The 12775-nt window shown below is 40.1% G+C and carries 9 protein-coding genes and 1 pseudogene; 3 read left to right on the top strand and 7 right to left on the bottom strand.

Annotated features, from left to right (window positions below):
• Nucleotides 1–298: 298 nt before the first annotated feature.
• The gene (locus PSE60_RS01340; protein ID WP_004908186.1) at nt 299–1702 is read left to right on the top strand and encodes a tryptophanase; all 1404 of its coding nucleotides are present in this window, start codon (nt 299–301) and stop codon (nt 1700–1702) included.
• A gap of 63 nt (nt 1703–1765) precedes the next feature.
• On the top strand, nt 1766–3013 hold the full coding sequence (locus PSE60_RS01335; RefSeq protein WP_210835922.1) for an aromatic amino acid transporter: 1248 nt from the start codon (nt 1766–1768) through the stop codon (nt 3011–3013).
• Between the two features lie 90 nt (nt 3014–3103).
• Here the strand turns inward: PSE60_RS01335 and PSE60_RS01330 are convergent, their stop codons facing one another.
• Entirely contained in the window at nt 3104–4102 is a 999-nt protein-coding gene (locus PSE60_RS01330; RefSeq protein WP_272664355.1) for an energy transducer TonB, read from the bottom strand.
• 20 nt (nt 4103–4122) lie between these two features.
• On the bottom strand, nt 4123–6258 hold the full coding sequence (locus tag PSE60_RS01325) for a TonB-dependent receptor (RefSeq protein WP_272664354.1): 2136 nt from the start codon (nt 6256–6258) through the stop codon (nt 4123–4125).
• A gap of 472 nt (nt 6259–6730) precedes the next feature.
• Here PSE60_RS01325 and PSE60_RS01320 point away from each other — a divergent pair.
• Nucleotides 6731–8281: pseudogene (locus PSE60_RS01320) on the top strand (methyl-accepting chemotaxis protein).
• Between the two features lie 64 nt (nt 8282–8345).
• Here PSE60_RS01320 and fis read toward each other — a convergent pair.
• From fis to PSE60_RS01295, 5 genes are all read right to left on the bottom strand, one after another.
• Nucleotides 8346–8642 carry a DNA-binding transcriptional regulator Fis gene (gene fis / locus PSE60_RS01315; protein WP_004258438.1) on the bottom strand — a complete coding sequence of 99 codons (297 nt, stop codon included), beginning with the start codon at nt 8640–8642 and terminating at the stop codon, nt 8346–8348.
• A 7-nt stretch (nt 8643–8649) separates the two neighbouring features.
• Nucleotides 8650–9633 carry a tRNA dihydrouridine synthase DusB gene (gene dusB, locus PSE60_RS01310; protein ID WP_004908195.1) on the bottom strand — a complete coding sequence of 328 codons (984 nt, stop codon included), beginning with the start codon at nt 9631–9633 and terminating at the stop codon, nt 8650–8652.
• Nucleotides 9634–9950: 317 nt separating this feature from the next.
• A complete protein-coding gene (prmA, locus tag PSE60_RS01305; protein ID WP_210835928.1) occupies nt 9951–10835 on the bottom strand; it encodes a 50S ribosomal protein L11 methyltransferase in 885 nt (294 codons plus the stop codon).
• Nucleotides 10836–10943: 108 nt separating this feature from the next.
• Nucleotides 10944–12404 carry a sodium/pantothenate symporter gene (gene panF / locus PSE60_RS01300; RefSeq protein WP_272664369.1) on the bottom strand — a complete coding sequence of 487 codons (1461 nt, stop codon included), beginning with the start codon at nt 12402–12404 and terminating at the stop codon, nt 10944–10946.
• Nucleotides 12394–12636 carry a DUF997 family protein gene (locus tag PSE60_RS01295; protein ID WP_004908202.1) on the bottom strand — a complete coding sequence of 81 codons (243 nt, stop codon included), beginning with the start codon at nt 12634–12636 and terminating at the stop codon, nt 12394–12396. Before PSE60_RS01295 ends, panF begins: the two co-directional genes overlap by 11 nt.
• Nucleotides 12637–12775: the final 139 nt, after the last annotated feature.

The raw sequence follows: 12775 nt of genomic DNA, 5'->3' as shown, positions 1-12775 counted from the left end.
AGGTACAATATTATGACAATAGCGATTACTTTGGTAATACAACTGTTATATATATAATAGCAGTCGGTTGTACTAATTCCTCGTTGATAGGAGTCATAGTATGTTCTTGTTAAACGAATCTCTCATTTCAAGGTATTTCTTCTATATGAAGAAATGGTTCAATATTGATATCTCTTTAGCCTTCTTTTTCCCAAATAAATAACCTTTCTATTTTCCTTTCTTAAAGTTTTTTTAACTTATTTCACTATGGGTTAAATCTCTATTATTTATTATTTAATGAAAAATTAAAGGTATTATCATGGCTAAAAGAATCGTAGAACCATTCCGTATTAAAATGGTAGAAAATATCCGTATTCCATCAAGAGAAGAACGTGAAGCGGCGTTAAAAGAAGCAGGATATAACCCATTTTTACTACCAAGCAGCGCGGTTTATATTGATTTATTAACTGACTCAGGTACCAATGCGATGAGTGACCACCAGTGGGCAGCAATGATTACTGGTGATGAAGCGTACGCAGGATCTCGTAACTATTATGATTTAAAAGATAAAGTGAAAGAGATGTTTGACTATGATTACGTCATTCCTGCTCACCAAGGTCGCGGTGCTGAAAATATGTTATTCCCTGTTTTATTGAAAGTAAAACAGGAACAAGGCGGTGCTAAAAAACCGGTATTTATTTCTAATTTCCACTTTGATACAACAGCAGCACACGTTGAATTAAACGGTTGTAAGGCAATTAATATTGTTACCGAAAAAGCCTATGACTCGGATACTTATGATGATTGGAAAGGTAATTTTGATATCCAAAAATTAAAAGATAATATTGCGGAGCATGGTGCAGAAAACGTTGTTGCAATTGTATCTACTGTAACTTGTAATAGTGCAGGCGGTCAGCCAGTATCAATGGCGAATTTGAAAGAAGTTTATGAGATTGCTAAACAACATAATATCTTTGTTGTCATGGACTCGGCTCGTTTTTGTGAAAATGCGTATTTTATTAAAGAGCGTGATCCTAAATATAAAAATTCGACAATTAAAGAAATTATTCTTGATATGTATAAGTATGCTGATGCATTAACGATGTCAGCGAAAAAAGACCCACTATTAAATATCGGCGGGTTGGTTTGTATTAAAAATGATGAAAAGATCTTCACACTGGCAAGACAACGCTGTGTGCCAATGGAAGGTTTCGTGACCTATGGTGGATTAGCGGGTCGTGATATGGCGGCAATGGTACAGGGTCTTGAAGAAGGGGCTGGTGAAGAATATCTGCATTATCGTATAGGGCAAGTTAAATACTTAGGTGACCGCTTACGCGAAGGTGGTATTTCAATTCAATATCCTACAGGCGGGCACGCAGTATTTGTCGACTGTAAAAAATTGGTTCCACATATTCCAGGTGACCAATTCCCTGCGCAAGCTGTTATTAACGCACTTTATTTAGAATCGGGTGTTCGTGCGGTTGAAATTGGTTCATTCTTATTAGGCCGAGATCCTGAAACGGGCAAACAAAAACATGCAGACATGGAATTTATGCGATTAACTATTGCGAGACGCGTATATACCAATGACCATATGGATTATATTGCAGATGCTCTCATTGGGTTAAAAGATAAATTCGCAACTCTGAAAGGTCTTGATTTCGAATATGAACCACCAGTATTAAGACACTTTACAGCAAGATTAAAACCAATTAAATAATCGGTCGCTTTTCTGGTTCCCGTGCAATGCGGGAACCTCATCCTTATTCTTAAGGTAAACACCATGAATAATTCGGCAGCCAAAAAAGAACCCTCCATAATGGTAGGGGGTTTTGTGCTAGGCGGTGCCATGATCGGGGCGGGTATGTTTAGTTTGCCCACTATTATGGCTGGAGCTTGGTTTATTAACTCTGTAGCTATCTTGTTAGTTGTTTGCTTTTTTATGTTTCACTCAGGGATTTATATTTTAGAATGTATATCAAAATATGGATCAGGAACGAATTACTTTTTCATATCTAAAGAATTATTACCAAAATGGGCATGCTATATAGCTAATATGGCATTAATATTTGTACTTTATATATTAATTTATGCCTACATATCAGCTGCAGGCTCGGTTATTAAAGAAGCCGCCGCTATTTACGGATACAACATCAATTTAAGATTAATATTTATTATCTTTACATTAATATTAGGTGCGAGTATTTGGTGGAGTGGCGTTGGAGCAAGCCGTTTAACATCATTGTTTTTATTTATTAAAATAGTTTTATTTATTTTGGCTTTCTCTGGGTTATTTTTTATTGTAAAAACAGATTTGTTATTAACTTCACCGGTTGAGGGCGGACAAACAGCATTGCTACCTTTTGTCTTTATTATTATCCCCTATGCAATTACTTCTTTTGGTTATCATGGGAATGTTTGTAGTCTATATAAGCTTTATCATGAGAATGAAAGAAAGGTTGTTAAGAGTTGTGTTATCGGTTGTGTATTAGCATTGGTTCTCTATTTTCTTTGGATCATGGGGACAATGGGAAATCTACCGCGGGCAGAATTTTTGACAATTATTAATAAAGGCGGTAATTTAGACGCATTTATTGAATCACTATATGCAGTGCTGAATAGCAAAAATATTGCGACATTCTTACTGTGGTTCTCTATTAGTGCTGTATTCTGTTCATTCTTAGGTGTCGCAATTGGGTTATTTGATTACATTCTTGCTTCGCTGAATTTTAAAGATAACCCATCAGGTAGAATGAAATCTGCATTATTATGTTTCTTGCCTCCTCTTATTCTTTGCATGTTATTCCCAAATGGTTTTTTAATCGCAATAGCTTATGCAGGTATGGCGGCATGTATCTGGGCTATTATTTGCCCTGCAGTTATGGCATTAAAGGTAAGAGAGCGTTTTCCTGAATCTAAATTTAAAGTGTGGGGCGGAAAGGGGTTAATCTATGCCGTAATCGCTTTTGGTGTCTTTGGTATTATTTGCCAATTGTTAGCGCAGTTTAATTTGTTACCGATATACCGTTAATTTTTCAAAATACAAGCTGTAAAATAACTGCAAAGGTACAGTGAGGGTTCGCTGTACCTTTTTCTATCCAACAATATGGCTGACTGTAAACTAGTATTGAAATATGACCGTTTTTTTAAAGTACATTTTAATATTTTGTCCTTGATAAATAATGGGTTTAAAGGCCATTTTTTTAATCGCTTTCACCGCTTCTTCTTTAAAACCTAAATCAGGGATCTTGTTGTTTAGTATTTCAACGGATTCAACTTGGCCATCTAATCCAACTAATAACCGAATTTGTACTTTAACCACTTTTGTATAGCCTAAGGAGCGAGCCTCTTTTGGATACTTAGGGGTCGCATCCTGTAAAATTGTATAGGAAATACCACTCGAACCGAGTGCGGTATAACTTCCATCACCATTAGCAGCGAATTGGTTATTACCCGATAATATATTATTCCCTTTACCACCTTGACTACTTTCTGAAGTTGATGAGGTGGTGGCAGAATGATTTTTAGCAGCTGAATTGGATGGTGTTTCTTTAGCTGTTTCTAGTGAGTCTTGCTGTGTTTTATGGCTTATTTTATTGGCAATAAGCTGATTTTCTGTGTTATTTCGAGTGTCATTGTTCAGTAATTTACTTTGTTTTTCTTGTTTTTTTCCTTGTACGGGCTGACTGATCTCCGGTTTTGTATTTACTTTAGTTTTCTGTGTGAGCAAAGGTGATTCAACTGTATTATCAACGGGAACATTGACAGGAGTTAATGAATTTTTAAGTTGGGTTTTTGAGGGTATTTTACTTTCATTAGGTTGAGACTTGCTAAGCGGCTTCAGTTGCGAAGCAGCTTCAGCCTTCGAAGGGGATTCTGATATAACTTCTTGTAATTGCGCTTTTCTCTTACTACTCTGCTCTCCTGAGCCCCCAGAGGAGCCCATTGGCCCCCCAGAGGAGCCCATTGGCCCCCCTAGAGATAGCGTTATCGTTTCCTCACCTTCGACCATAGGTACTGCCCTACCTGTTTGTAGGGCGATAAACATAATGGCAATGATATGGATAACGAGTGACAGTACTAAAGCAAGTTTATAGCGAAAAAACGGGTTTATAGTCACTGAAACATTTCCTGTTTAAATCAATAGGTGGCTTTGATACCTGCAAAAAATGAGCGCTCATTTCCAGGAATCAATGAGCCGTAGCCTGCAGTAACATAGTCGTAGTAGGTTTTATTCATTAAGTTAGTGACTCCACCATATAATTCAATGTGTTCAATCGGTGTGTAACGAACACTCAGGTCAATGAGCTCACGTGATTTAACAACGCCATCTTCTTCTTTATTGGCATCAGAAAGGAAGTTATTGTACGAACCATAATAGGTGTACTGAATATCTCCTGATAAATCCTCAGTAAAGTCGTATTTTACTTTTAGTTTAACGGAGTGCTCTGGCACTTTAGTTAAACCACTTTTCGTGTAATCAATGGTGTTTTTGCCGTTTTCTTCCAAGAATTGACGGCCATGGTTGTTATAATCAGAACGTCCTCTGAGCCATGAATATGATTCTTGGAAGGTGAAATCACCGAGCGTTTGCTGGAAGTCAACATCGGCTCCCCAGCGGCGAGTTTTCAACAAATTCATTGTCTTCGCATCATTGACACTAGTGAGATAAATGCGATTTAACTGATTATTCGTATTGGATGTCCAGAACGTGACATTAACAGTACTAAACGCTAATTTGTCTCTTAAACCAACCTCAAATAAGTCATATTTCTCATCTTCGGCTTTAGTCGGTGTGTAAATTTTTTCACCATTAACGACCGATTGGTCACTGATTTGCAAGCCATCAGGAAGGGTGTAGCCTCGTTCATATCGCCCATAAACTCGGCCTGTATCGCGATAAAGGTAAGCAAGAGAGAGTTCTGCAGCGGTATTCCAACGGTCTGAAGTACCTGATCCATTTACCGTACCGCTTTTATCAAATGACCATTCAGCCAATTCACGTCTTAGCCCTTGAGTAAAAACAAATTGGTCTGATTTCAGGCTGTTAAGGACATAAATTGCTTTTGTTGTTTTATCATAATCGAAATTATGAGGAACCCCATAATATCGTCCTTTGCTGTCTTTTTTATAGCTTCCAATATAATGAATAGAAGCCTTTTGTTTAGCGTAATCTACGCCCAAAAGTAGGTTACTATCATCAAGGTAGCCGATATCTAGTTTGATTTTTGTTCCGTGGCTTTTTTGATTAACTTTTTGTTCCCAGTTGGCATTATTAGTATAAAAACCATCAGTGTAGAAAACATCAGTAGCAAAATTGAGTTTATCCGTAAATGCATTTTGGTAACTTAAATTATAGCTATCGACCTCGCGGTCACCGGTCAAATAACCGCTGATTGTTTTTTTAATTAACTTACCATTTTCATCAATCCCAACAGTGACGGTTTTGTCTGGTGGAACGTAGTCTTTACCATACTTTTTGATATTACGTGATGTGAGCGTTTTTACGTACTGAGAACTTTCAGTGAGATGGCTTCCTCGCAACATCAGGCTTTGATCTGAAGTGAGATCCCATCTTCCACCTAATGAATAATATTCTGAATTACGGTAGGTATCTTTATAGTAAAGGTCACGATTTAGTTTACTGGCAGTGCCTAAAATTGAAAGTTTATCATTAACCCGCGCCCCTAAATTAGCATTTAAACGGTATCCTTCTGAGTTCCATTCAGATAAAACACTTGTTTTGGGATTAGCCATACTTCTCAGGTTAGAAGTGATATTAATGACTCCACCTGCAGTTCCTGAGCCGTAAATAACGCTTCCACCGCCAGGAATGATTTCAATACGCTCAAGTTGTTCAACGGGAATAATATCGTAGTTAGTGGTGTAAGGGTGATTTGCTAATGTGGTAATTGGAGCCCCATCAAGTAATACTTGTAGGTTACGTTGTGAGGTTTCAGCCCCTTGTCCCCGCAAGTCTATATTACCTTGCCCAGAGGTATCGACACTAATACCAGGAACGGATTTAAGCACATCAGAGATTGTGCGGTTGCCTTTACCTTGAATATCTTCTTTTGAAATAACAATAATTTGCTTGGTATCTCGTAAACGTTCTATTTCAACGTAGTCAGGTCGTGCATAACTATCTTGAAGCTCAATTGCATCGGTAGCATCTTGAGGCTGCGACGATTTAAGCTCTTTATTGGCTGCATGAGTGGTAAAAGAAAGTGTTGATAAAATAATGAAACAAATAAAATCTGGCTTAAATTTAACCATATTGTTTCCAACGGAGGAAATATTTTTCATTGGAGTCGGTTTGCCTTTTTAATGATAATGCAAATGATAATCAATCTTATTATATTGTTATTGATTTCAAGATCAATTAATTTAAACCAATTTATTCTATGCCTAATTATTTGATTTAAGTGAAAATAAATTGTTGACTTAGGGGGGATATGTTACTGAGTGGATGGTCGCTTTTACGTCAGGATAGATATGAAAATAGTGATCGGGATGGTTCATTTACTCAGGTTGGATTCTTGTATTTAGCGATCTACTTCAAATTACTCACATTAATCTCAAATTTTTAATTTTCTCTGATTCCCAAAATCAAATAGTAACCCCCTTGAAATATAAGTATTTTTACCTATATAGAGTAAAGAGCGACCAAATCTAGCGGTTAAAATATTTTCCTATAGCGCCGATAAAGTTAAATATTGTCAGATTATCCCACCAAAAGAGAAATTCTATGCAGAAACTTCGAAATTACTCAATTCGCACTGTGGTCTTCGTATTGTTAAGTATTTTGTGTCTGATCTTGGGGGGAACGAATGTATACAGTGGTTGGTCACTATCACGCATTGCTGATGGAAACGATATTGATAGGCAATTAGTACAACAAATGACGGTGATCAGTCAGGGAAATGACCAATATTTTCGTTTTGTTACACGGTTAACCCGGGTAATGGAAAATAAAAGTGAAGGAAAAACAGTGGACTATGGCCCTGTCAAAGAGGCGATGTCCAATATGGAAAAATATTTAGAGCAGATAAAATTGATTTCTCCTGGGCCAATGACTCCTGAAATTGCAGAGCAGGTAATTAGCAGTTGGCAAGCACTACTTGATGATGGGGTAAAGCCTCAATTAGCCCTTAGTATGGAAAGTGATGCCAATAAATATTTATCCCACGCCCATAATGTCACTCCCGCATTGAGCCGAGCTTTTGGTTCTTCAATTCAAAAATTCAACCAGACAGCAGAAGAGTTGATTAGCCAAGCTCGAAATCATGTTGATAACGTGATGAATATTACGCGAATGGTTATGATAATCACTGCAATATTAGGGATCTTCATGCTCATTTTTACTGATCGCTATATGGCAGAGATGATGCAAAAACCACTAGGTTTACTGAGACAGCATTTTATTGATATCGCAAAAGGTGATTTAAGCCATCCTGTACAGTCATTCGGAAATAGCTGTGTAGGAAAATTATTTCCAATACTTGAAGGGATGAGAAAAGATTTAAGTGAATAGGTCAATACAATCCGGCAAGGAAGTGACAATATTTATTTGGGGGCAAATGAAATCTCAAACGGTAATAGCGACCTTTCATCTCGAACAGAAGAGCAGGCCGCTGCGTTAGAAGAGACGGCAGCGAGCATGGAGGAAATTACAGCGGCAGTTCAATTGAATATGGAAAACACACTCCAAGCTAATCAACTAGTCGGTGAAGCGTTTGTGGTCGCTAATAAAGGGAATAGCATTGTTGATTCAGTTGTCGTTACTATGAGTGAAATCTCCCAAAGTTCACAAAAAATCGCAGATATCATCAACATGATTAACGATATCAGTTTCCAAACTAATATCTTAGCGCTCAATGCTTCTATCGAAGCGGCTCGTGCAGGTGTGCATGGGCGCGGTTTCATGGTGGTCGCTGCAGAGGTACGTAAGTTAGCGAGCCATAGTGCAGAAGCCGCGATGGAAATTGAACGGTTAATTGCAGACTCAGGAACTTGTGTACAAAAAGGAACTGGTTTGGTGAACGAGATGGGCAAAACGATGGAGCATATTTTACAAGGAATCAATGAGGTGACAGCAATTATGGCGCAAATCACTGTAGCTTCAGAAGAGCAGAGCAAAGGAATCGCCCAAGTTGGAGTCGCTATTACACAGATGGACGGTGTTACGCAGCAAAATGCCTCTTTAGTTGAGCAAGTGGCTACAGCAGCCAACTCATTAGCACAGCAAACTCAAGACCTACAACAAGCGGTTCAGAAGTTTAATCTATCTGCGGCTTGATAATAAAAAGCCCTCACTGCATGACAGTGAGGGCTCACAAAAATACGGCATTAACCGACTAGGATTAGTTCATGCCGTATTTTTTCAGTTTCTTACGCAGAGTGCCGCGGTTGATACCCATCATCAGGGCTGCACGGGTCTGGTTTCCACGGGTATATTGCATAACCATGTCCAACAAAGGCTGTTCTACTTCAGCCAATACCAGCTCATATAAATCATTAACATCTTGATTATTTAATTGAGCAAAATAGTTCTTCAGTGCTTGCTTAACTGAGTCACGTAACGGTTTTTGAGTTACTTGATCTTGTGAATTTACAGTAGCAACGGTTAGTACGTCAGAATTTACGCGTTGTTCGAACATAGTTCTGTCAGCTCTTATCTTTATTTACGCAAAAATTTTCAAAAAATGCTTCCAACACCTCCAGCTGTTCGCTGGCATCCTCAATGGTGTTGAATGAGCGCCGAAACTGGTCATCAGGTGCATGTTCTTTCAAGTACCAAGAAACATGTTTGCGCGCAATACGGGCTCCTTTGCCTTGACCATAAAAGTCGTGCAATTCCTGTACATGCGCTAGCATAATACGTTGTACCTCTGCCATAGGCATCGGTGGCAATATTTCACCTGTGTCCAGATAATGCTGGATTTCCCGGAAGATCCAGGGTCTTCCCTGAGCTGCTCGGCCTACCATCAAGGCATCCGCCCCTGTGTAGTCTAAAACAGCTCTGGCTTTTAGCGGGTCAGTAATGTCGCCATTGGCAATAACCGGAATGGTAACAGTCTGCTTAACTGCCCGAATATTGTCATATTCAGCTTCCCCATTAAACAGACAGGCTCTAGTTCTGCCATGAATAGTGAGAGCTTGAATGCCGCAATCTTCGGCCAATTTGGCAATCTCTATGCAGTTTCGCTCTTCAGGTGACCAGCCTGTGCGGATCTTAAGGGTAACTGGCACATCCACTGCTTTGACGACACCTTCAAGAATCGATTTCACGATTTCTGGGTAGCGTAGCAGTGCCGAGCCTGCAAGCTTACGATTCACTTTTTTAGCTGGACAGCCCATGTTGATATCGATGATTTGAGCGCCACTCTCAACGTTGATTTGAGCCGCGGCAGCCATTTCATCGGGATCATTGCCAGCTATTTGCACTGAACGAACCCCAAGTTCATCGCGATGAACCATTCTGAGTCTAGATTTGTCGGTCTTCCAAACTTGAGGATTAGAAGAAAGCATCTCTGATACTGTCATCCCAGCACCCATGTCATAACAGAGTGACCTAAACGGTTTATCTGTAATGCCTGCCATGGGGGCAGCAATAAGACAGTTTCTCAACTGATATTGTCCGATTCGCATAACTAAATGGGGGCCATACTGTGACTGCAAGGGCGCGTATATTACGCATTTTTTACGAGATATGAAAGGACAAACTTTGAGCAAACGGTTATTTATCACTAATTTTTTTATCTTGCATCTTTGCAATTATAAAATTAGTTATATTTAACAAATGGTTAAGTTGGTTCCATAACGATTTATTAAAATAACTGTTGTGCTGTTCAAATCTCGTGCAGAACAGATTATCGCCAGCTATTGAGCAATATTTGAGCTATAAGATAATCTATTCTGGCGTTGTTTTCAAAGAAATTATTCTCTGATTTTAATAAAAAAAATCACTAAAAATGCTTGACACCTGTAATCCGGCACCATTCTTCTTTTTCAGCGACAGGATCAATTTCAAAAGTTGAACGGTATGCATCCGCAACACTTTCCGCTTGGCTGGCGAGTACACCAGAAAGACCCAATAACCCACCCGGACGTGGTAGCACACTAATCATAGGGGCGAGTTCGCGTAATGGGCCAGCAAGGATGTTAGCAACCACGACATCGGCTTGTAAGTCATTAGGCTGGTCTTTAGGTAGATATAGGGATAAACGCTCTGAAACGCCATTACGTTGCGCGTTATCGCGGCTTGCGGTGATAGCTTGAGGGTCGATGTCGATCCCAATCGCATGAGCGGCACCTAATTTTAATGCAGCGATCGCTAAAATTCCAGATCCACAACCAAAGTCGATCACGGTTTTACCTTCGAGATCAAGGCCGTCTAACCATTGAAGACACAATGAGGTGGTTGGATGCGTGCCAGTACCAAAAGCGAGCCCAGGATCTAACATCACATTAACCGCAGTTGGATCGGGTACATCACGCCAGCTTGGGCAGATCCACAAACGATCCCCAAAGCGCATTGGATGAAAATTATCCATCCATTCTCTTTCCCAATCTTTGTCTTCTAATTGTTCGATTTTATGGAGAAAACCCGCACCCAGTAGAGGACTATTTTCTAGTTGAGCGACGACAAGTTTCATGTCGGTTTCTGCATCGTAGAGCCCGATAACATCGGTATCGCCCCAAAGACGCGTTTCCCCTGGAAGTGGCTCAAACACAGGGGTGTCATGGCTGTCTTGAAAAGTGACGGATACCGCCCCTGTTTCGATTAACGCATCGCCAAGGTTTTCAGCATCTTTTGCGGTTGAGTTTAGTCTTATTTGTATCCAAGGCATTGTTTTTTCTCTTCTAGAATGCTCGTCATACTTCGCGCCAATATTGAGAGCATTACATTTGTTAATTTACATTAGGTAACGCCAAATTCACCTATCAGTAGATAGGAATCAGTGAGTGCTAGTTACCTGTTCGTTTGCTGGTGATTGTACTGAACTTTTGCCAAAAAGATTACCGACAAAAAAGGCAATAAGACTAAAAATCAGTGATGGGACGATAGCGTGAAAGCCCATGATTTCAATTTTAAAACTTGCCAATATGGCATAACTGACGCCACCGACGACCATACCACTGATTGCACCTGTCCCATTGGCTTTTTCCCAGTAGAGTCCGAGGACTAATGGCCACAAGAAAACGGCTTCTAAACCACCAAAAGCCAGTAAATTCAGCCAGATAATCATCTGAGGCGGGTTCCATGCTGCAACTAAAAGCAACGCACCTAAGACCAAAGTGGAAAGGCTAGAGATCCGCGCAAGACGCTTTTCATTTTTGATTTGTGTTGGCACTGTGTTCAGATAGATATCTTTTACGATGGTAGCTGAGGATTGCAGCAGTTGTGCGTTGATCGTCGACATAATTGCAGCCATTGGTGCCGCTAAGAAGATCCCCGCAGCGAAAGGTGGCAGAACTTGTACCATCAAGGTCGGGATCACTTGGTCTGGGATCGTGAGGTCAGGTAAAATTGCACGACCGAGAGCGCCCGCGAAGTGCATACCAAACATCAGCACTGCCATGACGATAGTTCCCAAAATAATGCCGCGGTGAACCGCTTTACTGTCTTTATATGAAATACAACGAACTGCGGTGTGAGGTAAGCCTATCACCCCAAAACAGACCAAAACCCAAAATGAAGCTAAAAATGGCCCGCTTAAAATGTCATCTGCACCTTCAGGCGATACCAATTTCGGATCTATGCTATGCATTTTTTCTATTGCAGCGGGTAGACCACCGGCATGGTAAATAATCGCAACGAGTAGGATCACCGTGCCTAATAGCATCACTAGCCCTTGCAGCGCATCATTCAGGACACTGGCCCTAAAACCGCCAATTGCGGTGTAGAGTGCGATGGATACCCCAAAAATCATTAACCCGTAAGTATATGGAATACCTGCTGCCGTTTCTAATAAGCGTGCCCCACCAATAAACTGTACTGTCATGGCACCAAAAAAGGCAATGAGCAGGCTAACACTGGCAAACCACACTAAAAACCGGCTTTGGTAGCGTGCATACAGCATATCGTTGAGCGTAACAGCATTATAGCGACGTGCCAAAATAGCAAATTTTTTACCGAGTACGCCGAGAGAAAGCCAAATAGCAGGTAGTTGGATCATTGCCAATAGCACCCAACCTAGGCCATATTTATAGGCAGCTCCCGGCCCACCAATAAATGAACTCGCACTGATATAAGTTGCTGTGATGGTCATCGCAAGGACAAAGCCGCCCATTGAACGATTACCTAAAAAGTATTCATTTAAAAACTCGCCTTTTGTTCGTTTTTTATATGCATAAATGGATAGCAAAAAGACGAGAGTTAGGTAGCCGACGAGAGGCAGGAGAACTTCAATCTGCATCATTCTCCTCCAGAGAGATGTCTTTAAAAATCAGTTTAACCATCATAATGCAGAGCAAAATAAAAATGATGGGTAAGATGAGACAAGACCATTCAAACCACAGTGGTAGCCCTGTAACTCCAAGTGTATTGTCCGGCAGGTAAGCACTAATAACCCAGCCGACTAGATAGGCGATAGTCAAATAAAATGACCAGCGTGCTTCTTTATTTGATTGAAGAAAACGTTTATCCACCCGTTATTCCCCTTCATTCCCATAAAAAAATAATCAGCAATTGTACGATAATCCGTGGGCTGAGTGTGAAAAATAGCAGAAGAAAAGTGCAATAAAGCGTATTTAGCACAAAAAAATACCGTAACGCAGCGCGTTACGG

The sequence above is a fragment of the Providencia sp. PROV174 genome (assembly GCF_028480685.1).
Taxonomy (GTDB): Bacteria; Pseudomonadota; Gammaproteobacteria; order Enterobacterales; family Enterobacteriaceae; genus Providencia; species Providencia rettgeri.
This window is presented reverse-complemented; position numbering and strand designations above follow the sequence as displayed.

Coding starts and splice junctions, on each gene's coding strand:
- PSE60_RS01340 (WP_004908186.1), top strand. CDS start 299: ATGGCTAAAAGAATCGTAGAACCATTCCGTATTAAAATGGTAGAAAAT.
- PSE60_RS01335 (WP_210835922.1), top strand. CDS start 1,766: ATGAATAATTCGGCAGCCAAAAAAGAACCCTCCATAATGGTAGGGGGT.
- PSE60_RS01325 (WP_272664354.1), bottom strand. CDS start 6,258: ATGGTTAAATTTAAGCCAGATTTTATTTGTTTCATTATTTTATCAACA.
- fis (WP_004258438.1), bottom strand. CDS start 8,642: ATGTTCGAACAACGCGTAAATTCTGACGTACTAACCGTTGCTACTGTA.
- dusB (WP_004908195.1), bottom strand. CDS start 9,633: ATGCGAATCGGACAATATCAGTTGAGAAACTGTCTTATTGCTGCCCCC.
- prmA (WP_210835928.1), bottom strand. CDS start 10,835: ATGCCTTGGATACAAATAAGACTAAACTCAACCGCAAAAGATGCTGAA.
- panF (WP_272664369.1), bottom strand. CDS start 12,404: ATGCAGATTGAAGTTCTCCTGCCTCTCGTCGGCTACCTAACTCTCGTC.